At 60.5% G+C, this 26,561-nt stretch carries 21 protein-coding genes and 1 pseudogene; 10 read left to right on the top strand and 12 right to left on the bottom strand.

From position 1 onward, the window contains the following. Positions 1–567 precede the first annotated feature (567 nt). From nrfD to ACMRQN_RS05310, 5 genes are all read right to left on the bottom strand, one after another. Positions 568–1,464: an NrfD/PsrC family molybdoenzyme membrane anchor subunit gene (gene nrfD / locus ACMRQN_RS05330; RefSeq protein ID WP_417063043.1), complete on the bottom strand. Its 897-nt coding sequence runs from the start codon at positions 1,462–1,464 to the stop codon at positions 568–570. A gap of 6 nt (positions 1,465–1,470) precedes the next feature. After that, positions 1,471–2,013, bottom strand: a complete 543-nt coding sequence (locus ACMRQN_RS05325; RefSeq protein ID WP_158050117.1) for a 4Fe-4S dicluster domain-containing protein — start codon at positions 2,011–2,013, stop codon at positions 1,471–1,473. 2 nt (positions 2,014–2,015) lie between these two features. After that, positions 2,016–4,217 carry a molybdopterin-containing oxidoreductase family protein gene (locus ACMRQN_RS05320; protein WP_418734111.1) on the bottom strand — a complete coding sequence of 734 codons (2,202 nt, stop codon included), beginning with the start codon at positions 4,215–4,217 and terminating at the stop codon, positions 2,016–2,018. A 62-nt stretch (positions 4,218–4,279) separates the two neighbouring features. Beyond that, a complete protein-coding gene (locus tag ACMRQN_RS05315) occupies positions 4,280–4,957 on the bottom strand; it encodes a molecular chaperone TorD family protein (RefSeq protein WP_418734110.1) in 678 nt (225 codons plus the stop codon). A 67-nt stretch (positions 4,958–5,024) separates the two neighbouring features. Next, a complete protein-coding gene (locus ACMRQN_RS05310) occupies positions 5,025–5,768 on the bottom strand; it encodes a 4Fe-4S binding protein (protein ID WP_276998561.1) in 744 nt (247 codons plus the stop codon). Positions 5,769–6,111: 343 nt separating this feature from the next. Here ACMRQN_RS05310 and ACMRQN_RS05305 point away from each other — a divergent pair, with 343 nt between their 5' ends. Further along, positions 6,112–8,250 (top strand): aldehyde ferredoxin oxidoreductase, encoded by a 2,139-nt coding sequence (locus ACMRQN_RS05305; protein WP_418734109.1) that lies wholly within the window; start codon positions 6,112–6,114, stop codon positions 8,248–8,250. A gap of 298 nt (positions 8,251–8,548) precedes the next feature. Here the strand turns inward: ACMRQN_RS05305 and ACMRQN_RS05300 are convergent, their stop codons facing one another. Both ACMRQN_RS05300 and ACMRQN_RS05295 read right to left on the bottom strand, forming a co-directional pair. Next, a complete protein-coding gene (locus ACMRQN_RS05300; RefSeq protein ID WP_418734108.1) occupies positions 8,549–9,985 on the bottom strand; it encodes a hypothetical protein in 1,437 nt (478 codons plus the stop codon). After that, positions 9,985–10,608 carry an iron-sulfur cluster assembly scaffold protein gene (locus ACMRQN_RS05295; protein WP_418734107.1) on the bottom strand — a complete coding sequence of 208 codons (624 nt, stop codon included), beginning with the start codon at positions 10,606–10,608 and terminating at the stop codon, positions 9,985–9,987. Before ACMRQN_RS05295 ends, ACMRQN_RS05300 begins: the two co-directional genes overlap by 1 nt. Before the next feature lie 269 nt (positions 10,609–10,877). Between ACMRQN_RS05295 and ACMRQN_RS05290 the strand changes: the two genes are divergently transcribed. Then, positions 10,878–12,398: a response regulator transcription factor gene (locus ACMRQN_RS05290; RefSeq protein ID WP_418734106.1), complete on the top strand. Its 1,521-nt coding sequence runs from the start codon at positions 10,878–10,880 to the stop codon at positions 12,396–12,398. A gap of 156 nt (positions 12,399–12,554) precedes the next feature. On the opposite strand, the gene ACMRQN_RS05285 is transcribed toward ACMRQN_RS05290, so the two are convergent. The 4 genes from ACMRQN_RS05285 to ACMRQN_RS05270 form a co-directional block, all read right to left on the bottom strand. Then, positions 12,555–13,733, bottom strand: a complete 1,179-nt coding sequence (locus tag ACMRQN_RS05285; protein ID WP_418734105.1) for a pyridoxal phosphate-dependent aminotransferase — start codon at positions 13,731–13,733, stop codon at positions 12,555–12,557. A gap of 15 nt (positions 13,734–13,748) precedes the next feature. Beyond that, positions 13,749–14,195: a universal stress protein gene (locus ACMRQN_RS05280; protein ID WP_158050126.1), complete on the bottom strand. Its 447-nt coding sequence runs from the start codon at positions 14,193–14,195 to the stop codon at positions 13,749–13,751. Between the two features lie 133 nt (positions 14,196–14,328). Beyond that, positions 14,329–15,558, bottom strand: coding sequence for an ATP-binding protein (locus ACMRQN_RS05275; protein ID WP_418734104.1), 1,230 nt, complete (start codon positions 15,556–15,558; stop codon positions 14,329–14,331). Between the two features lie 171 nt (positions 15,559–15,729). Further along, the gene (locus tag ACMRQN_RS05270) at positions 15,730–16,443 is read right to left on the bottom strand and encodes a sulfite exporter TauE/SafE family protein (RefSeq protein WP_418734103.1); all 714 of its coding nucleotides are present in this window, start codon (positions 16,441–16,443) and stop codon (positions 15,730–15,732) included. A 176-nt stretch (positions 16,444–16,619) separates the two neighbouring features. Between ACMRQN_RS05270 and pxpB the strand changes: the two genes are divergently transcribed. The 8 genes from pxpB (at position 16,620) to ACMRQN_RS05230 (ending at position 26,052) form a co-directional block, all read left to right on the top strand. Continuing rightward, positions 16,620–17,681 (top strand): 5-oxoprolinase subunit PxpB, encoded by a 1,062-nt coding sequence (gene pxpB / locus ACMRQN_RS05265; RefSeq protein ID WP_418734102.1) that lies wholly within the window; start codon positions 16,620–16,622, stop codon positions 17,679–17,681. After that, positions 17,672–18,775 (top strand): biotin-dependent carboxyltransferase family protein, encoded by a 1,104-nt coding sequence (locus tag ACMRQN_RS05260; RefSeq protein ID WP_418734101.1) that lies wholly within the window; start codon positions 17,672–17,674, stop codon positions 18,773–18,775. The genes pxpB and ACMRQN_RS05260 overlap by 10 nt, the downstream gene beginning before the upstream one ends. Before the next feature lie 46 nt (positions 18,776–18,821). Beyond that, on the top strand, positions 18,822–19,334 hold the full coding sequence (accB, locus tag ACMRQN_RS05255; protein WP_418734112.1) for an acetyl-CoA carboxylase biotin carboxyl carrier protein: 513 nt from the start codon (positions 18,822–18,824) through the stop codon (positions 19,332–19,334). 9 nt (positions 19,335–19,343) lie between these two features. Further along, entirely contained in the window at positions 19,344–20,693 is a 1,350-nt protein-coding gene (accC, locus tag ACMRQN_RS05250) for an acetyl-CoA carboxylase biotin carboxylase subunit (RefSeq protein ID WP_418734100.1), read from the top strand. 110 nt (positions 20,694–20,803) lie between these two features. Beyond that, entirely contained in the window at positions 20,804–21,646 is an 843-nt protein-coding gene (locus ACMRQN_RS05245; RefSeq protein WP_418734099.1) for a putative hydro-lyase, read from the top strand. Between the two features lie 9 nt (positions 21,647–21,655). Continuing rightward, positions 21,656–23,773: a S8 family peptidase gene (locus ACMRQN_RS05240; RefSeq protein ID WP_418734098.1), complete on the top strand. Its 2,118-nt coding sequence runs from the start codon at positions 21,656–21,658 to the stop codon at positions 23,771–23,773. A gap of 83 nt (positions 23,774–23,856) precedes the next feature. Next, positions 23,857–24,621 (top strand): LamB/YcsF family protein, encoded by a 765-nt coding sequence (locus ACMRQN_RS05235; RefSeq protein ID WP_418734097.1) that lies wholly within the window; start codon positions 23,857–23,859, stop codon positions 24,619–24,621. Positions 24,622–24,792: 171 nt separating this feature from the next. Beyond that, positions 24,793–26,052, top strand: coding sequence for an Nramp family divalent metal transporter (locus ACMRQN_RS05230; protein WP_418734096.1), 1,260 nt, complete (start codon positions 24,793–24,795; stop codon positions 26,050–26,052). A 301-nt stretch (positions 26,053–26,353) separates the two neighbouring features. Here ACMRQN_RS05230 and ACMRQN_RS05225 read toward each other — a convergent pair. Next, positions 26,354–26,561: pseudogene (locus ACMRQN_RS05225) on the bottom strand (hypothetical protein); the annotation flags it as partial.

Below are 26,561 nucleotides of genomic sequence, written 5' to 3'. Positions count from 1 at the left end.
GGTCGTTACTATATCGCTTTAATGCAGAGATATGTTCGTTATTCATATTATATTCACCGCTTAATTGTTTTCGCATGTCAGTCATATATTCATGATTATTCATGAATAATATAGCGAAACCATTCACAGAAAATGACGACCGCTCAGGAGCAAAATGCCAAAGATAAGGGGTATTTTCGACCACGCAAAACCACGCAATGCCAGCTCGTACAACAGCCGCGCCGCACCCAGCCCCCACGCCCTGATGCGCGCCAGTGCCCCGCCGCACCTCGCACAGCCAGCCTGCCCAGCCAGCCCGCCGCACCTCGCGTCGCCGGCTCGCCGCGTCTGCGCCCAGCCTGCCCAGCCAGCTCGCGCCCCGCGCACGCACCTCACCCCCGAAATGCACAAAGGCCGGCCCTGAGGGATAACAGGACCGGCCTTTGGCAGGAATGGTTTTCGAAACCGCAGGGGAAGGAGTCCGCGATTCGAAAAGTTGAAGGGAGGGGCGCGACGACATGCCGCACCCCAAGAAAAGCTGAAAGGGAAGGGGCGCAGCGGCATACCGCGCCCCTTACAAAGGGAAGGTTACAGGACGAACGGGGTCACCATGGTGATCGGCAGAGCCGCGATCAGCACGAGCAGACGAAGCATGAAGCCGCCGATGAGCACGCCGATGTCAGACATCGCGGAAATCGCGTGCGCCTTACGGCTCTCCTCGAACTCCTTCGGGGAGAAGAACAGCATCCAGGTCTCGAGAATCGTCGGGCCGACGAGGCCGACAATCACGAACAGCACCCAGAACGCAACCGCATACTTGCCAGCAAGCAGCGCCATAACCGACTCGTAGCCTGCCGTCGAGTTCGTCACCGTGATGAACATGAGCGATGCCACCAGCAGCATCTCAATGCAGGGGAAGCAGAAGTGGAACTTCTTGAACACGCCCACGCGGTTGAACTCCTCAGGGTGCTTGAACACGCCTGCGAGCAGCACGGATGCCATGCCAGTCGACATTGCCGAGACAAGGAACAGAATCGGCAGCAGCGCGTTGTTCCACAGCGGGAACGTGTTGCACACGCCGAGCAAGCAGCCAGTGTAGATGGCGACGCAGATGCCCAGGATCGAGCCAGCAAGCTCGATACCCCAGGGGACGTGACGCTTCGTAAGATCGAGAATCATGGCGATCAAAGCCACAATCACGAACAGCGCCAGGATAACGACGCCCCAGGTCATCACGGACCCGAAGTTCGTCAGCAACAGGGCGAAGCGCAGCGGGTTGTAAAGGCCCGCCTTCGCGTCGAACATCAGCAGCACAAGGCCGATGATAACGACGATCGGCGCGATGATGTGGCCGATCTTGCGCATATTCACCGCTTCAGGATGGCGCCACGCCAAAAACGCACTCGTCGCGAACGCGCCACCGCCCAAGCCGCCAAGGAACAGATAGCAGGCGATGATGCCGCTCCAAATAGGTTCGAAGGTCATCTCTCATCACCTCACATAGAAAACTTTGGACTTGGTCAGATCGCCGGCGATAGGAGCCGCGTGCGTGCGATTGATTTCCTTGACCAGCTCGCAATCCGGGTCATCCAAGTCGCCGAAGATACGAGCATGGGTCGGGCAAGCCGTCACGCAGGTGCACATCTCGGTACCGTTCTCGTAGTTCGACACGTGGCAGAAACGGCACTTGTCGACCGCACCGGTCTTGGAGTTGCGCACACGAACCTGATACGGGCACGCCGCCATGCAGTACAGACAACCGATGCAGCGGCCCTGATCAACTTGGACGATACCGTCGGTGCCGATATGGGCAGCGCCGGTCGGGCACACCTTCGTGCAGGGCGCATCTTCGCAATGCATGCACTGCAGGGGCACATGCTCGACGCCAACCTGGGGATACGTGCCAGTTTCGCGGTCCTCGAAGCGAACGAACGCCTCGTCCGGCTCAAGGCCGTTTTGCCGCTGGCATGCAAGACGGCAGGTGTAGCAGCCGATGCACTTCGTGGTATCGATCAACATTCCATAACGGGCCATGTTTATGCACCCACCTTCCTGACACTCACGATAGCCTCCTGCGAGCAGATGCCACCGTAGCCAGGCTCAATGCGGAAGGGCACGAAGTCCATCTGACGCAGGCCGAACCCGTAGGCGGTCTTCTCGTCCTTGGAGCTGCATCCGTAGTGGCTCGGCATGTACAGAGCCTCGGGGTTAATGCGCTCGGTGACGTGCACTTTCACCGTACCCTTTGCCTCATCATTGGAAATCTCGACCTCGTCGCCCTCGGCGATACCGAGCTTCGCAGCGCGGCTTGCGTTAATCCAAACACGATCGAGGTTGTACTGCTTGGAAATGTTCATAAGCGCCGGCACGTTCGCGGTCTGCGTGTGCGTATGAACAGCCTGCTTGCCGCCGATCAGGCGGAAGTAGTTGTCGCCCTCGGGAACGCTCGCGACGGGCTCGGTCCACTGAGGAACGCTCGGGTAACCAGCCGCGTGGCATGCCTCGCTCGAGAACTGAATCTTGCCCGTGGGGGTCTTCCACGTCGGCGTCTTGCCGAACTTGAAAGTCTTCTCGGGGAAGCGGGCGGTGCCGGCAGCCTTCAGGCCATCGAGCGTGAGGCCCACTGTGCGAAGCTGCGCATCCGCGAGCTCTTCGACCGTGAACGGGAAGTACTCGCCGACGCCGCATGCCTCGGCGAGCTCGGTGAAGATCTCGTCGACCGGCTTGGTATTCGGGTGAATCTTCTCGATTACCTGGTCGCGCAGGGAAACTGCGGGGATCTTGCCGCCGATGAACTCAGGAACTTCCAAGCGCTCCAGATACGACGTATCCGGAAGCACGTAATCGCAAGCCTGGCAGGTCTCGGTCATCTGGATGTCGATGGCAACGGAAAGCTCGAGGTTCGAGAGGCAGTCCTCAAGGTACTTGGGGTTGGAGTAACCCGCAACCATGTTCGAATTGTAGAAGAACATGCCCTTGATCTCGCCCTTCTTGGCAAGCTCGGCTGCATAGACGTTCACGCCCATGCCCGCAAGGGACAGCGGGTACTCGTCCGCACCGGCAATCTTGCCTTCCGGCTTGGGGACGGACGGGAACTTCTCCTTGTCGAGGTCGCCCGCCTTCACGGAGTTGCCGAAGAAGGCGCCGCCTTCCTGGTTCCAGCAGCCGAGGAGCGTGTTGAAGCAGCACACCGCGCGAGCGGTCTCGCCGGAGTTTGCATAGCTGCAGCCATAGGCACCGCGCCAAGAAGGCTCGATGGAGGCCGCCGGGGCTGCCGTAGCAAGATCGGTTGCCAAGCGCTCGATCGTGTCCTTCGAGATGCCGGTAATCTCCTCTGCCCATGCAGGCGTGCAATCCTTCAGGTAGTCGGCCCACTCTTCGAAGCCGACGGTGTTCTCGGCGATGTAGCTCGCATCGTAGAGCTTGTTGCGCACGACAACATGAGCCATGGCCAGGATGAAAGCCAGGTCAGTGCCAGGGTTGATCGGCACCCACTCATCGGCGAACGCGATGGAGTTGTTCAAGCGCGGGTCGACGATCACAAGCTCGGCGCCGTTCTCGTGCGCCTTCTGCATGGCATGCAGTTGGCTCGGCTTGATTGCGTCGGCGTAGCTGCGGCCGATGAACATCGTCATCTTGGAGTTCGCCACGTCGGAGGTGAAGTCACCCGTGCCGATGACCTGGGTAAACCCAGCGTTCTTCGACAAGTTGCAAGCGGCGCCGTGCGTGTAGACATTCGCGCTGCCAAGTGCGTTCATGAAACGCTTGGTGTAATACGAGCCGCTCGGGCGCGGGTCCTGCACCATGGCGAGCGCCTGGGGGCCCTTCTCGTCGATGATCGCCTTGACCTTCTCGGCGATCTCGCTGTAGGCCTGGTCCCACGTGATCTTCTCGAACTTGCCGCCGTTCTTCTTAAGCGGGTCGGTCAGGCGATCCTCGTTGTAGGCGATGGAGGCGAAGCCGTAGCCGCGACCGCACAGCGTGCCTTCGCAGTTCGGATGGTTCGCATCGCCGATCATCTTGCCAAGCTTGCCGTCAACGACGTATCCCGTGAACCCGCACTTCGATGAACAGGAGTTGCACAGCGAGTGGGCGGTGTAATGATCGATATCGCTCGTCCCGCGCGCATCCGCCTGCTCCCAAGCGTTGAAGCTCAAAAAGCCCGCGCCCGCCGCAACGGCAGCGACCCCGGCGCTTCCGGCCAGAAAGCTTCGCCTGGTAATAGCGTTTTCTGACATTGCTGATTCCTCTCTATATGCATCTCGCGTCATCGTCTTCGCTCCCCCTGATGCTTTATCGCTCACGCCGCATCTTCTGCCTGCTCGGCAACGATGCCGATGAGCAGATCGCACAGGCAAACGTAGAAGTTCGCCTCGCTTCCCAGATTGATAAGGCGTCTGCGATACGCGGTAAGCCAATTGAACCTCTCGGAGAGAAACGTTCGCGCCTCGTCCACCATTCCGCTCCTCAGAAGCACCGCGACCATGTCAAGCTCGAGAGCCAGATGGTCGGGACAATCGGAGAACTCGGACGGAATGCCGAACCCCAGCCGCTCCGCGAGCGCGGACATGTAGCGGGCGGAAGTGCCCAGATACATCCCCTTGCCATCGACGGGCGAAAGCAAATCGCCTGCCTTGGCAGTGTTCACGTAAAGCGACTCAATAGGAAGCGCCGATTCGGGCAAGCCTCCCGTGAAGTGGCGGGCAGCGAACTGCCGCTTCTCTTCGTAGGTAGGAGGGCAGAACAGCGCGCAGACCTCGCACTCCGACAGGAATTCCTGTAGGGGCGCATGGTTGCCGCGACGGTAGTCCGCGGGGCTCTTGTCAAGCCCGAGGCTTCCGCCGTTTTGAAGGATGAAGCGTGCGCCATCGAGAAACTCGGCCCACGCCTCGCGCGCGGACAAATTCTCCCATTCCGCCTTATCGACGGGAGCAAAGCACTTGGAGAGAATCGAGAACACCGCTGCGTCGTCCAACATCGTCTGTTCGCTCCTTTCCGAATCGATCGTTTGACTTACTTACCTTGCATCAGCGGGAAGCCGACGCTTACGCAGAGACGAGCGTGGTCGTGCGAACGACGCCCATGTCGATGCACTTCTGCGCGATATCTTCCCAATCGATGAACTGGATGGCACCGTTGGGGCACTGCTCTGCGCAGCGGCCGCAGGAGATGCACTTCGTGGAAACGCCCGTTTCGGTATCGATGCGAGGCATGTTCCAGGGGCAAGCCTGCGCGCACATGCCGCAACCGATGCACAGCTTCGGGTCGACCGTGCGGGCGCCCGTCTTCTCGTCGGGCTTGATGGCGTGAACCGGGCAGTACTTCATGCACCACGCGTCGGCGCACTGCTTGCAGTGCTCGACGGTGAACTCGCATGCGCCCGGGTTGCCGTCGCCGAACGAGCCTTCGCCCGTGTCGGGGCTGGTTCCCCAGTTGTAGTTATCCCAAACGCGGACGCGCGCGATGTTCTGGCACACGCGGCCATCGTTCTTCAAGGTGCACATCATTTCGCAGCGCTGGCATCCGGAGCAACGGGCACGATCGGTGACGATCATCTTAGTTGCGGTGTGACGGATGTCGATGCGGCCCGATGCGATCGACTGACTCGTGACGCCCCACGACGCCAGCACGCCGCCCACAACGAGACCGGCGACGCCGCAGCCTGCCATTGCAAGCACCTGGCGACGGGTCATCGCATGCTTCGGCTTTGCTTCCACAGCTTCAGTTTGCTCGACGGCGTTCGTCGGGCTCTCTTCAGGGGCGCTGCCGTTGATATTGGTATCTGACATTTTTGGTACTCCCCCTCACATATCGGTGAGTCTCTTCCTTCGGCCCCGGGTTCCTCACGCACCTATATATAAGGTACGCATCCCGGTGGCTCCCCCTCTACTATTTGGCCTTGATAGGTCACGCAACGGTAAGCAGTATGCCCTCCCAAGAAAACCCCTCGTACCCTCTTTCGGGGGCAAAACTGCGTTTACCTGCAATTTTGCCCAATTACCCTCAAAGAGGGTACAGGGGTATTGCGCCCAGATGAGAAACTTCGCCCGACGAGTTTGTATCGTCTGCAACCCCAAGTCGCCTTGACGTGTCACGCAACGCACGATAAGCGAGAGATTTGGAGATGCAACAATGGCTGACACGAAGTCATATGGCTGGGCCGGCAAGATCTTGCGCGTGAACCTCACGACTGGATCCATCACCACCGAGCCGACCGCACCCTATGAGGACTACATCGGCGGCATGGGCCTGGCGAACAAGATCATCTACGATGAGGTCGCCCCGGGCACCGATCCTCTGAGCGAGGACGCAAAGATCGTTTACGCCGTCGGTCCTCTGACCGCAACCGGCGTGCCGCTGGCTGGCCGCACCACGGTTTGCTTCCTTTCCACCTTCACCACCGACTACCAGGTTGTCGACGCGCACTGCGGCGGCATGCTTGGCGCGAAAATCAAGATGGCTGGCTACGATGCCATCATCGTCGAGGGCAAGTCCGACAAGCCGGTTTACCTTCACATTAAGAATGATACGGTCGAGATCAAGGACGGCTCGATGGTGTGGGGCCTTGGCACCCGCGCTACGACCGAGGTCTTGAACCGCCTCGAGGGCGTCAGCGCCTGCGTCGCGACCATCGGCCCTGCAGGCGAGAACCTGCTCCCCTATGCCTGCATGATGAATTCCCGCAACCACTCCGCAGGCGCGGGCCTCGGCACCGTCATGGGCTCCAAGAAGCTCAAGGCGCTCGTCGTCGAGGGCAGCGGCACCGTGAACGTGAAGGATCCGCAGGCTCTGGCAGACCTGTCCGACTACATGCTGCGCGAGATCGTCGGCTCCAACAACAACCACGTCGTGCCTTCCACCCAGCAGGAATGGGCTGAATACTACGACAAGGGCACCCGTTGGACCGCACGCAAGGGCCTTTACTGGGCCGACGCCGAGGGCGAGCCGATCGAGACCGGCGAGCCGAAGCCGGGCGAGATCAACACGGTGGGCTACCGCTGCATGAAGACCACCAAGGACGAGGGCCCCGAGGCCGAGAAGTACACCATCAAGATGAACGGCTGCCACAGCTGCCCGATTCACTGCTACTCCGACATGCGCGTCCCGAACTCCAAGGCCAACGGCGGCTTCGAGATCACCGGCAACACCTGCGTGCCGAACTTCCCGTTCTCCGTCTACATGGTGAAGATTCTGGGCGAGCACACTTCCGTCAAGGCATCTACCGAAGACGGCCTCATCTGGGACCAGGTCGTCGGCGGCACGATGGACGATCTGGGCATGTGGTGCAACTACGCGCAGATCTACCGCGACATCGCGCACTGCGTTGCCAAGGGCATCTTCGAGAAGAACCTGCCGGCCGATGAGTACAACATGTTCGACTGGAAGAAGTTCGAGAACAACGACCCGACCATCATGGTCGAGCTGCTCACGCACATCGCCAAGAACGACAACGAGATGTCCTACCTCGGCCATGGCCCGATTGTGTGGTGCAAGCGCTGGAACGACATGGAGTGGTTCGACACCACGGCAAGCTGCCTCATCAACTACCGCGGCTGGCCGGTTCACCACGCTATCGAGTCCTATGGCCAGGTCGGCGGCCTGCTGAACATGATCTTCAACCGCGACCCGATGATCCACTCGCACCAGAACATGCTGCAGTGCGGCCTTCCGCATGAGCTCAAGCAGGAAATCGCAGCCGAGCTGTGGGGCGGCGAGGATGCGCTTGACCAGGCGAAGAACTACACGCCCATCAACGACCACAAGATCAACTTCTGCTGGTGGTCCATCGTCACCGACGTGCTGCATGACTCGCTCACGCTGTGCAACTGGGTGTGGCCGATGGCTCAGAGCCCGTCGAAGAGCCGCAACTACCGTGGCGACCTCGACCTCGAGGCGAAGTTCTACAAGGCAGCCACTGGCAAGGACGTCACGACCGACGACCTGTACAAGGCTGCTGCGAAGATCATCACGCTGCAGCGCGCGAACACCGCCCGCGGCATGAAGGACAAGAACGGCAACATGGGTTGCAACGACTTCCGCAACATCCACGATGTCATGACTGAGTGGCCGTTCACGAAGGACCCGGACAAGCAGCCCTTCACCGAAGGCACCGATAAGATGGAGAAGCAAGACTTCCAGAAGGGCCTCACGATGCTCTACGAGAAGTTCGGCTGGGACAGCGAACTCGGTTGCCCGACGGCCGACTGCCTCGAGTACTACGGCATGAGCGACGTCGAGGAAGACCTCAAGAACCTGAACCTTCTTCCGTAAGCGATGCGACGAAGGCGGCGGCTTGCATGGCGCGAAGCCCCGAGCCGCCGCAAACCTCCCTGGATGAGTCGCATCCGACGTAGAGGGTAGCCCTACCCGCAAGAAGAGCCTCTTCGGAGGCTCTTCTTGTTGTTGGGGAAAGATGCGCGAGCGGCGGGCAGCTGGCAGGCGCGGGCGGCAGGGCGAGCGCGGGGGCAGGGCGAAGGGCGAAGGGCGAGCCGCATGAGCGGGCGCGGGCAGAAGCGGGCGGCAGGGCAAGCGCGCAAAACTCGGTGCCCGCCCCGCCGCCACGCAGTTGCTACACGTTCGAGAGGCGCTCCACCGACCGGTATTCCGCAAGGGACTCGGCAAGCGTGCGATCCATATAAAGCGTCGAGAAGAAGTAGACGTCGCCGTTCGAGGCTTCGCAGCGCTCGATGTCGGGGTACTCACCCGACTTCTGAAGCTCGGCCCACGTGTCCTCAACCTTGCTTTTGCTCATATGGAAAGGAGGGTTGGCCAGGTCTTCCGCAGCAAAGGGACGCGGATAGATGCGCCCATCCTCGCGGACGCAGTCGACGAATGTGGCCAAGGGGTTGTCCTCGGCCGCCAGAAAAGCCCAGTGCGCATAGCTCTTCGTCATGAGGTCGGAGTCATACAGGTAGTAGCTGTGTTGCCCTACCAGCGTGACGATATGCTCGCAGTGAATCTCTTTCTTTACCGGCGCAGCATCCTCATCGGGCACCAGCACATATTCCCCTTCAAGCTCCACGAGCTTGTAGCCTTCGGGAAGTTTGAGACCTGCAAAGGGATCGTCGCCGGAGGCTGCACCATCCTTCGAAAGCTCCGCGGGCGCTGCGGAAGCCGCCTCGCTCGCATGAGGCGCAAAGGTATCCATGGCCTCAGCTCGCACGGAGGAGTCGGACTCGGCCGCGACCTCAGACGACGCGAGGGCCCCAGAAGAAGCCGCAGCGTCAACAGCACCGCCAAGCGTAATCGCGGCATCGGGGGCAGCGGATTCGCCTGCAGAAGCCATCGTCTCGTCGGCTCCAGACGCCGAAGTAGCCGTGCCTGCCTCGGACGCTTCGCGCGCAGCCTTCTGCGCAGCCGCCTTCTCGTCCTCCTCAATCTGCTTCAGCCGACGATTGGGAATCTTTGGGGGAACGCCCACGGCGCGCGTAGCCGACCGGATGGAGCTCGCTTTACGCGCACGTTCCGCCTTTTCCGCTGCGATCTCGTCTTTATGGTCGCGACGATAGTCCTCGAGATACTCGTAGACGAGCATCTCGAACTCGTCAGAGGTCATATGCCCGGGCACCAACCCCAGTTCAACCCACCTGCTCGGGACAACGAGCTGGCTATCGGAGGATTGACGTCGAACATCGTCGAACACGTCGGCGAGCGCATTGTTCTCCGCGAGCTCACGCTCTTCGGGCGTAGGCTCAGCCTGTTGCGCTTCGGCGGCGTCGCTGCCTTCGCCCGCCGCCTCACCTGCGCCCGACGCATCGGGCGCGCCAACCGAAACGCCGCCGGCAGTGCCCGTCGCGCCCGCAATGCCGGAAGCGACAGCCGCTTCGTTCGCGCCAACCCCAGGAGTCTTGCCAGCCTCGGTATCCGCACCTTCCCCGCAAGGAGTCGCGTCGGGGCAACCGGAGACCGCATCGGGGGCCTTCCCGCAGGAGGCCCCCGTCAAGTTTTCCTGTGAGAGATCTTCCTCAGGCGCCGCCACCGCAACCTGCGTGTCCTCGGCAGCCATTACGCGTTCGCCGCCTTCGCACGCGCTTCATCGACCATCATGTCGAGGCGCGTGTCACGCAACGAGCAGTGCTCGCACAGAAGGCACGCGACCGAGCTCGTATCGCACGGCAACTTCTCGTTAAGTTCGGCAAGCGTTATGCCGCTGCGGTAATACCAGTCGCCAACCAAACCACGCACGCCCTCGACCGCGAACACTGTGGTATGCGCTTTGTCGTAGGGCACGCCGTCGACGGCCGCCTTCACGTCGTCGGGCGTGATCGCAAGCGCCTCCGAGAACGTCTTGCCCTCGATCATTGTGCAGATGACGCTTGCGCAGGCGGTCATGGCAAGACATCCGCGCGTTTTGAACCCAGCGCGCAGGAAGCGAGGCTCGCCACCGTCTTCGGGCTCGCCGACAACGGCGAACAGGCGCAGCGCCACTTCGCCGCGCTTCGATTTGCCCACCATGGATTCCGCGTTAAAGCCCTCCGGTTTGCCGGAGTTGGTGAAATTGGCAACGATCGACAGCAGCGTGTCGGAATATCCCGCAACGCCTTCGTCGAGATTCGTTTGATACACGTCGGCGGTGCGAATAAGCGCACGCTCAGCTGGCTCACGATAAATGTCTCGTCCGTCCCCCATAGCTTCCCTCTCCCTCAACCGAAAATCTTGATTTACGGATAATCATGTCAAGACTCCGAATCGAAACAAATTGATGCTATTATCATGCCAGTTTTTGACAGGGGGACATACCCTCTTTGGGGATAAAAAACAATCGCGCCTGTTCAAAGGCCGCTATGAAAGCAGGGGATAACATGACTGGAAAGACGAACCAATCGTCGCCTTCCCTTTCGTGCACCCAAAATCAAAAGACTCCTTCCGAAGAATCCACGGTCTTTCCAGCCGAAAAAATGGAGAGCATCAGTGCTGTGATTGTCCGGCACAAACCGCTCACTTGGTCGATTCTGGGTCTTGCCCTTTGCCGCGCGGGGCTCATCATCGGCAGTTATGGCAGCTATCGTCACAGCGACGAGGGCGTCTTTTCCGACGGAGTCATGCTCGTCGCGCTCGCGATTTTAGCGGTGCTGTGGCTTCTGATTGCCATCACAAAATGCCATCTTTCGCATCGCGTCGTGAGGGGCATCGCCTTTGCATCGATTCTCCTTGAGGCGTTTTCCCTCATCATGACAGGTCTACTGGAAATCGGACCTGCTGAGACGAATACGGCTGCAAACCACTTTCTTGCAAGCACGCTTTGCACATTGGGCGGCCTCGCTTGCATGTCGTACTGGCTGCGCCGCGCACGCAATTGCACCGCGACAACCGCCGTCATATACGCATTCGGCGCGCTGTTTGTAAGCGAGCTGCTCATCTTTGCCTCGATATTCATGGCGAAAGGCATCTCCAGCTTCTACGCAGTGGCGCTTGTGCTGCTGCAGTTTCCCTGCATAACGCTCGCCCGAAAGAAGCCCCTCGCCTGCGACATCAAGACGATTTCCAGCGAGAACGACTTCTTCAGTTTTACGAAGAACACCATGACGTCGAAGGTCTTCCTCGCCACCATCTCCGTGAGCATCGGCGTGCTTGCGTGTGCCGACGGCTTTTTGCGCGGGTACCCCGATGGATCGTCGATCGCATTTCGGGCGACAACGCGATTCGCCGATCTTGTACTTATCCTCGCATTTTGCGTCGCGATTATCGTGTTCGCGTGCAGGCGACACCATCGCGTCATGACCGTCGGCATCTTCGTCGTCATGGAAGCGCTCGCCTGCATCGCTCTTTTGTGCTATTCGGCTTGGCCCGACGCGCTCGATATCGGCGCCATCTTCACGACCAACCTCAATGCGCTGCTCGTCGCCTTCTCGTGGTACATCATCCTCGCGTTCATGAGCTACGGCTGGCGCTGCCCTTACTACTATGCGATTGCTGGATGGATCGTCTGGCTCGGATGCCGAGGCATCGCCCGCATCACGCTCATCAATGTGACGGCAGTGTCGCAAAACGACCTTCTGATGCTCGCCGCCGTGTTCACGATGATCGTGATTTCGACCCAGGTCGCATTCATTAACTTCCTGAACGTGCGCAAATTCGAGGCCATACCCGAAGAAGAGATGGCCCATCAGCAAGAGGCTGCGCAAGCAAGCCCCGTCGTGAAAATCATGGGCCTCGACGAGCATCACGAAAGCCTGGCCGATGTGCGGCAGGCCACTATGCGCCACAACGCCGAAGAGGTCGGCAAGCAGTTCCTGCTTTCCGAGCGAGAGATCGAGGTGCTTTCGCTTTACGCGCTCGGCTGGACGCAAAAGCGCGTTGCCGAAGAGCTGTTTATCAGCCCGGGGACCGCGCATGCCCACATCAAGCGCATCTACGCGAAAACCGGCCTGCACTCGCGCCAGGAAATCCTCGACTACATGGAGGAATACACGTCCTAAGGTTTGCGGTCTGGAGCGGGGACTGGATCCGGGGTCTCGCTTCGGTGCCAGGGCGCCTGGCGGAGGCGGGGACGCACATCCGAAGCAAGGGCGCAACAAAAAGGGCGGTTCACGACCGACTTGCCGCGAACCGCCCTCGACCGAAAGCCAAGCGCGCTACTTATATTCCTCCATAAGCGCCTTGAAAGCGGGCATGGAGCGCTTGATGACATCGGCGAACACGCAGTAGCTGATGCGCACCCAGCCGTGGGACTTGAAGCACGTGGCGGGCACAAGCAGAAGCTCGTGAGCCTTCGCCTTTTCGCAAAACGCCTCGTCATCGGGCTCAAGCGCGCGAACCCACAGATAGAATGCCCCATCGGGCTCGACGAACTCGTAGCCCAACTCGGAAAGGCCCCTCGTGAGCAACTCGCGGTTTGCGCGATAGGCCTCGACGTCGGAGGGCTCATTCACGCACTTCTCCATCACGCGCTGGAACAGCACGGCCGTGCAGATAAAGCCAAGCGCGCGACCCGCGCCGCTCACCGCCGTGTAAACTTCCTTCGCGTTGTCCATGAGGTTGGACACGTAGATGTAGCCGATGCGCTCGCCCGGGAGCGACAGCGACTTGGAATACGAGTAGCAGACGATGGTGTGCTTGTAGAGCGTGGGCACGTAGGGAACCTCGGCGCCATAGGTAATCTCACGGTACGGCTCGTCGCTGATCAGGTAAATCGGGTGCCCGTATTCCTCTTCCTTGCGCGAAAGCAGCGCAGCGAGCGCCTCGAGATTCTCGCGCGTGTAGACAGCGCCCACCGGGTTGTTCGGCGAGTTGATGATGATGCCCGCGGTCTTCGGCGTGAAGGCGGCGTCGATGGCGTCGATGTCCATCTGGAAGTCGGGCTCGTGCGCCGGCACCTCGATCGTCGTGCAGCCGGCGGTCTCGGCCCACACGGCGTATTCGGGGAAGTACGGGGCGATCACCATGATCTCATCCCCAGGATTGGTGATCGCGTAGATGCTGATGGCGAGGCCAGCGGCGGCGCCAGCAGTAAGATAGACCTGGTCGGCCGTAGCTTCGATGTCAAAACGGCGGCTGATATTGTCGGCCACTGCCTGGCGCGGGCCGGCAGCGCCGGGAGACGGCGTGTAGCCGTGGAGCGCGCAGGGCGGCTCCTTGATCAGCTCGGCGATGGACTCGGCGACGGCGTCGGGCGCCGGAACGCTCGGGTTGCCGATGGAGAAGTCGAACACGTTCTCCTCGCCGATCTCGGCCTTGCGCTTAAGGCCGTAGGCAAAAAGCTCGCGAATCTTGTTGGGGGCGGAGCCGAGCTCGGTTGCGCGTTGGTTGAGCATGGAGGGCCTTTCTAGCTACGCCTTGACGACATGGACGTCGCAGCGGACAGTGCGGATGAGATACTTCGAAACGCTGCCGACGAAGGCGTACTGCATATTGGACAGGCCGCGCTCGCCGCAGATGACAAGGTCGGGCTTGAAGGGCTCGATGAGCTGCTCGGTCAGCGTGTCGGTGATGCGGCCGGCGCGCACCTGAAGATCGACCGATTTGATATCGGGGTTCTTCCTCGCCTCTTCCAGGATATCGGCGAGGTCGGCCTCGAGCTGCTCTTTGCGCGATTCGCACAACGCGTCGAAGTCGGCGCCGTTCGCCTCGAACGGAACGGAGTCGACGACGTGGCCGAACAGCAGGTCGGCGTTATTGGCGGCGGCGATCGCAACAGCGCGACGCGCGACGATATCCTGCGTTGACCCGCCGTCGAGCGATGCGAACACGCGCGGGAACAAGTGAATGGCAGACATGGCAGTCCCCTTTCGTTAGAGCCTTGAATCTAGTGGCCATTGTACGACTAAATGGAGCCCATCACAGAAAAGTTTCCCGAGCGAAATAACAGGATAGAAATGGGCAGGGCAAAAAGAAACCCCAAGCATTCCTCTACTTATCCAGCAGCCAATCGATGACGTTTATTATGGCAATCCCCTCTTCGGTCACGCCGCATCGAAGGCGATCGGCTGTCAAGATAAACTTGGGCCACGAGTCGCCAATCAAGCGGAGAGGGGATATTTCCCGTTCATACACTCCCTGGTCAACAAGCGATTCCGTCACCTGTATATACATCTGCTTCTGCGCGCGTTCGGCGACGAAGTCGACTTCCCCAACGCGAAGCGAGCCCACCGACACGCTCCAGCCACGTCGCAGAAGCTCGTTGCAAACCACATTTTCAATCTGAAAGCCAATGTCCCCCGAGACGAATCCACTTGCGAGGTTTCTCAATCCCGTATCCACCGGGTAGAACTTACGCTGCGGACGCAAAATATCCTTACCCGACAATCCGACCTGCTCGCACGCGTGAAGGATCAAAGCATCGACCAACGCACGTAGATACGCTTCCACCGTTTCGATTCGAGTCTTGCGGCCGTAGCTTGTCAGTGTATTGGCAATCTTGTTCGCAGAGAAAAGCGACCCCGAGGTTGTGAACACGTAGCGAACAAGCTTCGAAAGCAAGTCCACATCACCGATTTTCGTGCGTTCCACCACGTCATTGAGGATAATCGTTTCGTACACCGTACGCAGCAGCTGGGCCATACGATCCTGGTCTCGTTCTTTTTGGTGAAACAAGGCCGGCATGCCTCCGTAACGCAAGTATTCCGCAAATGCCGAGTCCTCATTCGGGAAATGCACGTCGTAATAGGAAGAGAAAGAAAGATACTCGGAAAACGAAAGCGGCTGCACCTTCATCTCCACATAACGCCCCCCTATAAGCGTTGCAAGATCGGAAGAGAGGACATAGGCATTTGACCCCGTGATATACACATCGGTATTCGGCCTTGTGTGCAGCTGGCGAACAACGCGCTCCCAGCCGTCTACGTCCTGAATCTCATCGAGAAGCACATAGAACGGCTTTTCAGGGTCGCTCTTTTCGATTGCAGCCGATATCTCGTTCACCAGCCATTCGGCGTTCGGGTTCGTCGGCATGCCGAATAAGTCCATGCGCCGGTAGAACACGTTGCCCGCCCCGACGCCGCTATCGAGCAGGTCGCCTTGGAGCCACCGCAGTAACGTCGATTTGCCGCAGCGACGAACACCCACGAGAACCTTAATGTCCTCGGTATTGCGAAGCGCTTTGAGCTCGTTTTCATAAGTGGGGCGGGGTGCGTATTCCATGATTCATGTCTTCCGTTAAAATCTCGGTTGCAATAGAGATTTTAACATGATTGAAGCAGAATCTCTATTGCAACCGAGATTCTTACTGTTTTGGAAGGAAATCTCTATTGCAACCGAGATTTTCGCTTATTTGAACGAAGTTCTCTATTGCAACCGAGATTTTTCTCCCCGCTAGGACGTGATGAGCAGCACGAGGCCAACCAGCAGCAGCAGGACGTAGGTAAGTTTGAGAAATTTCTCCTGGCTGATGTGCTTCTGGATGACCTGGCCCAGGATGTTCGCCACGATGGCGATGGGAATGCAGATGCCCACGGTGAGCACAACATCGCCCGTGAAATGTCCCTGCATGAAGGCAAGCAGGGCATACAGGAAGTTCAAAATAGCCCACAACGCGGAAAGCGTAGCGCGGAATTGCTGCTTGTCCTTCATCTTCTGCACGGCGTAGATGACGAGAAACGCCCCGCCCGACACGAACATGCCCTGGATGAGCCCAGCCGCCGCGACGATGATCGCAAGCAGCCATTTCGGCAGGAACCGCTGTTCTTTTGACAGCAGGTTGCGAATGCCGATGAACACGATGATCGCCCCGTAGATGCGCAGGAGCACCGGCAGCGGCAGCACCGTGTCAAGCCAGATGCCAAGCGCCAGGAAAGGAAGCATGCCGCAGGTCATTTTGACGAGCTCGCGCCAGTTGATGTACTTGAAGTTGAGTACGGCGAGCATGCCGCACGCAAAAAAGCCCATGGCGTTCAGGACGGCAACGGAACTCGAAAGCCCCATCACGTGCGTGCCGACGGGCATCGCAAAGATGTTCCCGGCGAACCCCGTGACCGCTTGTATCGTATAGGCAACAAAGAACGCTGCTGCGAAAAGCACTTTCTCCATGTATGTTAAAATCCTTTGAAACTTCTCGGGCCTGCGACGGAAATGTCCTACATTTCCGTTGAGCAAGGCAATTGTGCTCATGGCATGCATGGGCGACGCCTAGGGTAGCGCATTGTCCGAACGCCTGATGTTAACAAATATGAACTATGCGCCAAACGCTGAGAAAAGCAGGGAATATGGCAGGTTTCAACATAACCGTGGCCGGTGATTCGGCCATCAACCTCGAGTTCGGCAACGTCATCTCGGAGAAAACGAACGGCATCATCCGCGCCGCCGCGCAAACGCTCGAGGCGGACCCAATCGACGGCGTGATCGAGCTCGTCCCCACGTTCTGCTCGCTCATGGTGGTCTACAACCCGTGCGTCGTCGGATACGACGAGCTCACCAACCAAGTTCGCGGAAAGCTGCGCGGCCTCGTGGCCACCACAGGCGGCATCCACCGCGTGGTGAAAATCCCCGTCTGCTATGGGGGCGACTTCGGCCCCGACCTGTCCGACGTCGCCGAGCATGCAGGGATGAGCACCGAAGAGGTCATCGCGATCCACTCGGGACACGACTACCTCATCGACATGCTCGGCTTCCTGCCGGGCTTCGCCTACCTGGGCGGACTCGACGAGCGTCTGCACACACCGCGCCTGGCCACCCCGCGTACGCGCATCGAACCGGGCGCCGTGGGAATCGGCGGCGCGCAAACGGGCATCTACCCGCTCGCCTCGCCCGGCGGCTGGCGCATCATCGGCCGCACCCCCGTGCGCCCCTACGACCCCGACCGCGAGTCGCCCATCCTGTACGCCGCAGGCGACTACCTGCGCTTCGTTCCCATCACAGCGCAGGAGTTCAGCCTGATAGAAACCCAGGTGGAAGCGGGAACCTACGAATGCGAGATTGTCAAGGGAAGAGCAACCACCCCCGTCCAGGCTGGCACCGCCGGCGAGCGGAGCGAAGGCTGCGAAGCTTCTGAACGCAGCTCGACCGCGGGGCCGGCCGCCCCGCAGGTTGGCCTCAGCAGCGGCCAGGCGAGCGTGACGTCCGCGGGACGGAGCGAAGGCTGCGAAGCTTCTGAGCGGAGTTCCGACGACGGCGCGATCGCCGTCCCGCAGGCCGGCACCGCCGGCGAGCGAAGCGAAGGCTGCGAAGCTTCTGAGCGCAGCTCGACCGCGGGGCCAGCCGTCCCGCAGGCCGACGCAACCCCGCAAGCCAAGCAAGAAGAGGAAGACGAGGACGCGCTATGGGTGTAACCGTCAACAAGCCCGGCATCTGCACCACCGTTCAGGACCTCGGCCGGCGGGGATACCTCGGCAGCGGATTCTCGCCCTCGGGCGTGATGGACAAGCGCGCGGCGCGCATCGCAAACCTGCTCGTCGACAACGGCGAGAACGCGCCTGTCCTCGAGTTCTGCCTGGCGGGACCCACGCTGCGCTTCACCACCAACACATGCATCGCGCTCACGGGCGGCAACTTCTCACCCACCGTGGACGGCGCCGCCATCCCGATGTACGCCGCGATCATGGTGCATCGAGGGTCGGTGCTCGAGTTCGGCGCGCCGAAAACCGGCGTCTACGGATATCTCGCCATCGCGGGCGGATCGATCGCGGTCCCCAAGGTCATGGGCAGCGCCTCGACCAACCTGAAGTGCGGCATCGGAGGCTGGGAAGGACGCGCGCTGTCGGCGGGCGATTACCTGCCCTTCGTCACCAAGAACGTCGAGTTCCTGGACAATCTAGGCTCGCACGCGCTCAAAGACGACGACTTCTACGATTTCTCATCGGACGAAATTGTGCTGCGCGTGGTGCCGGGGCCGCAGGAGGGCATGTTCACCGAGCAGGGCGTAAACACGTTCTACGGCGAAACGTACACCACCACCGCGAAATGCGACCGCATGGGATTTCGCCTCGAGGGTCCCGAAATCGAGACAGTCAGCGGGTCGGACATCATTTCCGATGGCATCGCGCTCGGCGCTGTGCAGGTCCCCAATCATGGGCGCCCGATCATCATGCTCGCCGACCGCCAAACCACGGGCGGCTACGCCAAAATCGGCACCGTAGCCTCGGTCGATATACCCAAACTCGTACAATGCAAGCCGGGGCGGGCGATTCGCTTCGAGGAGATAAGCGTGCAAGAGGCGCAAGCCGCATGCCGCAAGGAGGCGCAGGAGATGCGCTCGCTCGCGAAAGTGGTGAAGCGCCCCTGCTACGGAGGGGTTTCGCCGCGAAGAACCGCGCGACGCCTCACTCCGATTTTGGAGGCTCAAGCCAAGAAAAGCGCTGGAAACAAGCTTTGGATAGAATTTGAAGACGGACATAACGCCGCACATGGCGGCGATCGGGCATAGGAGGAGCAAAATGGGCAAGGCAAACGACGAGAAGAAGCAGGTCAACATGGATGAATCGACCGCCGCGCGCGAGGAGAGGGACCGCGACATCCGCGCCCTCATGGCGCTCATGGAGGAGGGCGACCTCTCGGCGCTTCGATTCGACGACGGCAACGTGAAAATCGAGCTCGAGCGCAACCACGGCCCCCTCTCGCAAACCGCGCTGCCGCTCATGGCGGAACGCGTGGGCAGGCTGCTCGACGCCCGAAGCGAGCACGGCGACGTGACCGCAGGCGCCCAAAGCGTGCCCGTCGCCGGCAACGACAGCTCGGTCACGCTGGTGAAAAGCCCGCTCGTGGGCACGTTCTACGTTTCCCCCTCCCCTGATGAGGAGCCGTTCGTGAAGGTGGGCCAGGAAGTGCTCACCGGCCAGACGCTCGCCATCGTGGAAGCCATGAAGATGATGAACGAGATCACCGCCCCCGCGCCCGGCATCGTGACCGAGGTGCTCGCGGCGAACGGCTCGCAAGTCGAGTACGACCAGGTGCTCTTCCGCATCGCCACCCAGGCGAGCGCGTAAGGGGCAACCATGTTCGAGAAGGTTCTCATCGCAAACCGTGGCGAAATCGCCGTGCGCGTGATCCGCGCCTGCCGCGCCATGGGAATCAAGACCGTCGCCGTGTACTCCACGGCGGACCGACAATCGCTCCACACGTACCTCGCGGACGAGGCCGTGTGCATCGGGCCTGCTCAAGCGCGTGATTCTTACCTGAACATCCCCGCTATCATCACGGCGGCGAAGGGAACGGGCGCCGACGCAATCCACCCGGGCTACGGCTTTCTCTCCGAGAACTCCACGTTCGCGAAGATGTGCCGCGACAACGACATCGCCTTCATCGGCCCCACACCCGAGGTCATCGACCGCATGGGCAACAAAAGCCAGGCGCGCCGCACCATGATGGACGCGGGCGTGCCCGTGGTTCCCGGCACGAAGAAGGGCATCCATGACGTGGGCGAAGCGCTCGAGCAGGCGCGCAAGATCGGCTGGCCCATCATGATCAAGGCATCGTCGGGCGGCGGCGGCAAAGGCATGCGCGTGTCGGAATCCGAGGAGGACTTCGCCGACATGTTCAGCATCGCGCAGCGCGAGAGCGTGAATGCCTTCGCCGACAACACGATGTATCTTGAGCGCGCCGTGCAGAACCCGCGCCACGTGGAAGTGCAGATCATCGCCGACAACCATGGCAACGTGGTGGCCCTCGGCGAGCGCGACTGCTCGGTGCAGCGCAACCACCAGAAGATGATCGAGGAAAGCCCCTCCCCCGCGCTCGACGAGGAGCTGCGCGCCCGCATGATGGACGACGCCGTGAAGGCCGCGCGCGCCGTGGGCTACACCTCCGCCGGCACGATCGAGTTCCTCCTCGACGACGAGCGCAACTACTACTTCATGGAGATGAACACCCGCATCCAGGTGGAGCACTGCGTGACGGAGATGGTCACGCACACCGACCTCGTGGGCGAGATGATCCGCGTCGCCGCAGGAGAGGTGCTCTCGTTTTCCCAAGACGACATCCAGCTGCACGGGCACGCCATCGAATGCCGCATCAACGCCGAGATGCCTGAGAAGAATTTCATGCCCTCACCTGGCACGATTTCCCAAACCCACCTGCCGGGCGGCAACGGCGTGCGCGTGGACACGGCAGCCTACGACGGCTTCGAGATCACGCCGTATTACGACTCGATGATCGCGAAGGTCATCGTGCTCGGCCGCGACCGCACCGAGGCGATCGCCAAGATGCGCACGGCGCTTGAAGAGATGGTCGTCGTCGGCGTGCAGACGAACCTCGATTTCCAGTATTCCATCTTGGAAAACGAGACCTTCTGCGCAGGTCAGGCGAACACGAGCTTTATCGAGCATTTCCTCGCAGGCGAGGTTTAACCACGGGCTTGGGCCTTCAAGGCTTCATAGCATAGCATTGTTGAGACGTCGGGGTAGTGTGCATCAAAGCGAGGCGCACTACCCTGAACTATGAAGGAAAGGCGGAACTCATGACTATCAAAATGCCGGCACCCGTAAAACCGGAAGGCGTCGACGCCGCGGTTTGGGAAAAGATGCTCTCCGCCACGCCTACCGAGGCGCGCCATCTCATCCGCGAGGGCAGCTTCGACGCGCCCACAAGCGGGCTTTGCCCCGGGTACGCGCAGGCAAACCTCATCGTGCTGCCGAAACAGCAGGCTTATGACTTCCTACTGTTCGCCCAGCGCAACCCCAAGCCCTGCCCGCTTCTGGAAGTGACCGAGACCGGCGCGCGCGAGGCCACCATCTGCGCCACCGACTGCGACATCGCCACCGACTTCCCGCGCTATCGCATCTACGAGTACGGCAAGCTGGTCGACGAGGTCACGGATGTGTCGTCGTATTGGCGCGATGACCTGGTGTCGTTCGTCATCGGGTGCTCGTTCTCGTTCGAAAGCGAGCTCATCGAGGCCGGCATCGAAATGCGCCACAACACCATGGGCCGCAACGTGTCGATGTACCTGACCAACGTCGCGTGCACGCCCGCAGGGTCCATGTCGGGCAACACCGTCATGTCGATGCGCCCCATCCCCTACAACCAGGTGGTGAAGGCGGTGCAGATCTCGGGCGCCATCCCCAAGGTGCACGGCGCTCCGCTGCACATCGGCGACCCGTCGGTCATCGGCATCGAGGACATCTCAAAGCCCGACTTCGGCGACCCCGTCGATATCCACGAGGGCGAGGTGCCCGTCTTTTGGGCCTGCGGCGTGACGCCCCAGGCTGTAGTCATGAACTCCAAGCCGCCCTTCGCCATCACGCATGCGCCCGGATGCATGCTGATAACCGACACAAAGAACGTCGACCTCAAGGGATAGGAGGCCCCCATGCGCTGTCCACGCCGATTACCTAAAATGATGCTCGCCGCAATCCTCGCGGTGGGAATCGCCTTCCCCGCACCTGCGCTCGCCTTTGCCGACGATGCCGCCGATGCCAACAAATCGGCTGGTGAAAGCGCTGTGGGCACGGCCGCAATCAGCGAGGGCACAGCACAAGGCAACGACCCTGCGCTCTTCGACGAGCTTGTCGAGGGCGTGGACTATCGAGGCCTTCTCGTAACCCTCGATGAGGACTCAAAGATCAACCTTCTTTCCGAAGACGGTGGGGAAAGCGAGCTCGCGCAAGGGCTCGCCGACGCAGGGCTCGCCGTCACCAATCAGATCGAATCCGCGGACGGATCGACGCTCGCCGTTGCCGATGTGGCGGACGACATGCGCGCGTCGGAGGCCGTTGCCGCCGCCCAGGAAGTCCCCGGCGTCGTCTCCGTGCAGCCGAACTTCGTGTACAGGCTGATAGACGAGGTGCCCGCCGGCGCGCTGGACGAAAGCGCCGCCACCCTCGCCGACGAGCAGGCCGAAGGCGACGAGGACATCTCGATCCAGGCACTTGGCATGCCGAACGACGATTACGTATACACCCGCGATCCGAACGAACCCTACAACCAATACTGGCTCTACACCACGCGCATCACAAGAGCGTGGAACCTCGTGCATACGGACAACACCGTCACCGTTGCCACACTCGACACGGGCGTGGATTTCGACCATGCGGATCTGGAAGACAACCTGCTTATGGACTACGCGTGGGATGCGTTCAACGACAAGCCACTAAGCGCGAGCGTGCCTAACGGCGACCGAATCGGGCATGGCACGATGGTTGCGGGGATCATCTCTGCCAGGGCGAACAACGGGATCGGCCTGGCGGGCGCCTCATTCAACGCGACTATTCTCCCCGTGAAGGTCTTCAACGACACGGGCACCCCGGAGGCGACCACCGCGTCTGTTCTTTCCGGCTACAAATACGTGGTTGACCTGGCAACATCGAAGACCGTCCCCAACCTGCGCGTGATCAACGCGAGCTTCGGTTCCTACAACACCTACCCCTCAAGCGGCTATTGCCTGAAAGATGAGGCTCTTCACAAAGCCATCGTCTCGGCGAAAAACGCCGGCATCGTCACGGTATGCTCTGGCGGCAACGGTAAAGACGGCGAACCGCGAACCGACAACATCTACCCCGCCGACTTCGACGAATGCGTAGCGGTAACGGCGCTCAATACCGACAACACGAACTGCTACTGGTCCGACTACAACAAGAAGAAAAACATCAGCGCCCCCGGTTTGCTGGTCACCACGACCGATACCACGGGGGGCTACTCCAAGGCCAGCGGCACCTCGATGGCGGCGCCGATTGTCTCGGGCGTTTTCGCGCTCCTGTTCGCCGCCGAGCCCGTCGCCACGGTCGACGACGCCTGCAGGGCGATATACCTCACGGCAACCCGCATCGATGATCCGGAAAACGACCGCACGAAAACAAGCGGCAGCAAGGGAGTCGTCGACGCCGAGAAGGCCGTCAATCACCTCTGGGGGCTCGGCAGAACCGCATATCCCGATGTGTCCCCCGGCGACTGGTTCTTCGACGCCGCGTACTCCATGAAGGCGCGTGGTGCCATGACCGGCGACGGCGTGACGGGCATGTTCGACCCCTACAAGCCCATGACTCGCGCGATGATTGCCCAGGTAATCTACAAGGACAACGCGCCGTACGTTATCTCACCTAGATGCAACAAGCCCGACGTCGATCAAAACGAGCGGTATGCGAGAGCCATTAACTGGTGCGTCGATCGAGGGATTATGACGGGATACGACGACGGGTCGAACCTCTTCGGAACCAACGACACGATCACCCGCGAGCAGATGTGCAAGGTGGTTTTCGGCCTCAGCTATTCGAATCTAGCGGACGCGAGCCGGGAGAAGTACGACAAGCTCCTGGGAACCGAGCAGACGAGCGACTGGGCAGTGCCGTACGTCATCTGGGCCGTTGACAGAGTCGTCATAAACGGCATCGACAACCATGACGGAACGTACTCCCTCGACCCGCAAGGAGAGCTTTCCCGCTGCCAGGCCGCACAGGTTTTCGCAAACGCCATCAACGCTGGAATCATGTAGGATAATCGAGACAAGCAACTGAAACGATGCGGCCCCGCAGGCGCCTTGCTGCGGGGCCGCATCTCTTAAGGGAAAGGAACGGCATGGCGCGCGTGGACTTGAACAGCGATTTGGGAGAAAGCTTCGGTCGGTACACCTTAGGACTCGACGAGCAGGTGATTCCCCTGGTGACAAGCGTGAACGTGGCATGCGGCATGCACGCGGGCGACCCTGTGGTCATGCGTCGCACCGTGAAGCTCGCAGCCGAAGCGGGAATCGCCGTCGGCGCGCATCCGGGATACCCCGACCTGCAGGGGTTCGGGCGCCGCAACATGGCGCTCTCCCCCGATGAGGGATACGCCTATGTGTTGTACCAGGTGGGCGCGCTCGCAGCGTTCTGCCGCGCCGAAGGTGTAAAGCTCGCGCACGTGAAGCCCCACGGGCAGCTGTACAACCGCGCGGCCATCGACGCGCCGTTCGCGCAGGCCATCGCGCAGGCCGTGGCCGATTTCAACCCCGACATCACCCTGGTGGCGCTCGCAGGCGGCGAGCTCGCACGCACTGGGAAGGCTGCAGGGCTCCATGTGGCGCAGGAATTCTTCGCCGACCGAAACTACACCGACGAGGGCACGCTCGTGTCGCGCACCCAGGACAACGCCACCATCACCGACGAGGAGTTCGCTGTGGCACGCGTCGTGCGCGTCATTCAAGAGGGCTCCATCGAGAGCGTCACGGGAAAGACGATCGACATCGCCGCCGACACCATCTGCGTGCACGGCGACAACGCCCATGCGCTCGAGTTCGCCCGCGACATCCGCCGGGCACTCACAGAGGCGGGAATCGAGATGCGCCCGGCAAGCGAGCGTTAAACGCGCCGAAAGGACATTATTTTCCGCCTTGCACACCTTGTTAACCAAGCTGAAAAACTCTCAAACACTACATTCTGCTAAAGTGATTCGAGTAATCTTCATATCCGCTTGTCAACGCCTCGAGGAGCAGGTCGCGACAAACGGACGAGACTCCAGTGAAAGGAGTGGAAAATGGCAAGTTCGCTCAAGCAAAAGTTTAAGAACATCGGCCCTGGCGCGCTTGTAGCAGCTGGCTTCGTCGGACCCGGCACGGTTACCACATGCACGGTTTCCGGTGCAAGCTACGGCTACACGATGCTGTGGTGCCTCCTGTTCGCCACCGTTGCGACCATCATCTTCCAGGAGATGGCCTCGCGCATCGGCATCGCCACCCAAGAGGGTCTGGGTGAGAATATCCGCGATCGCATTTCGAATCCAGCGCTTAAGTGGATTGCAATCGTGATTGTTATCATCGCGATCTTCATCGGCAACACCGCCTATGAAACCGGCAACATCACGGGCGGTATCCTGGGTATCCAGGCAGTCTTCGACGTGCCGATGATTCCCATCGTCATCGTGCTCGGCATCCTCGCCTTCGCCTGCATGTGGGTCGGCTCCTACAAGCTGGTCGAGAAGATTCTCACGGGCATCGTCGTGTTCATGGGCATCGTGTTCTTCGTGACCGCCCTGTTCTCCCCCGTCGACTGGGGCGCGGTTGCCGCCGGCCTGTTCACACCGCAGCTGCCGGCCGGCCAGGAAGCTTCCAAGGGCATCCTCACCGCCGTCGGCCTCATCGGCACCACAATCGTGCCGTACAACCTGTTCCTGCATGCCTCTGGCGCTGCCGAACGCTTCAAGGACCCCGAGCAGATCGCTGACGCGCGCTTCGACACCGTGCTCTCCATCGGCCTTGGCGGCATCATCTCCATGGCCATCCTCATCTGCGCTGCCGCGAACATCTACGGCAACACCGGCATCACCGTTTCCAACGGCAAGGACATGGCTATGGCGCTCGAGCCGCTGCTCGGCTCCTGGGCGACGTTTATGATCGGCGTCGGCCTTTTGGCCGCCGGCTTCTCCTCCGCCATCACGGCGCCGCTTTCCGCTGCTTACGCGGTGAACGGCGTGCTCGGCTGGGGCAAGACCCTCAAGGACATCAAATTCAAGATTATCTGGATGATCGTGCTCGTGCTCGGCTGCGTCATGGCCGTCACGCTCGGCAAGAGCCCCACGCAGCTCATCCTGGTCGCGCAGGCGGCAAACGCCATCCTGCTCCCGATTATGGCGTTCTTCGTGATGTACGTCGCAAATGGCAAGGCTCTCGGCAAGTGGCGCAACCATGCGTTCGCGAACATCTGCGGCGTGGTGTTCATCGTGATCACGCTGTTCATGTGCTACCGCAACATGTCGAGCTTCATGACCTCGCTTGCCACCCTGCTCGGCCTCTCGTAAGAGCTTAGGCGCTGCGAGAAGCGCGCTCGACGCGCACCGCACTTGGCGCACACCATCGCATAACAACTGAAGGGCTCCCGTTCACAACGAACGGGAGCCCTTCTTTTTCGCCCTCTTAACGTACATGCACTTGAACTGCAGCGAACCCCGCCAGCAAAGCTCATGGCATGCACGGGTTTCAGTAAACGCGAGCCGCGCGTCTCATGCATCTGCGAGATTCACCCACCTGGAAAGCAAGACTAAGCAAATCTGAGCCCATACTAATTTGCAAGTGAGTTTGCGCAGCCAAGAGTTAGTCTTTTTACCGCGGATGGCATTTGCCGCATGGTTCGTAGCCAGAAGCCTCCGCGTCGCGAATTGTAATAGCTGTAGTACTAGAATTCTTTATGGTATAGCATCCACTTGAATGATATTTCGAGCCGGAGCCCGTAATGTAAACCGTTCGGTTGAGCCTCTCTTCTTCCTGCTCTGCTTTTTTCTGAGCAGCAGCTTCAGCTGCTGCCGCCTCT

It is taken from the genome of Ellagibacter sp., from assembly GCF_048412355.1.
Classification (GTDB): domain Bacteria; phylum Actinomycetota; class Coriobacteriia; order Coriobacteriales; family Eggerthellaceae; genus Ellagibacter.
Note: the sequence above shows the minus strand (reverse complement) of the source record. Positions and strands in the feature narration are given on the sequence as shown.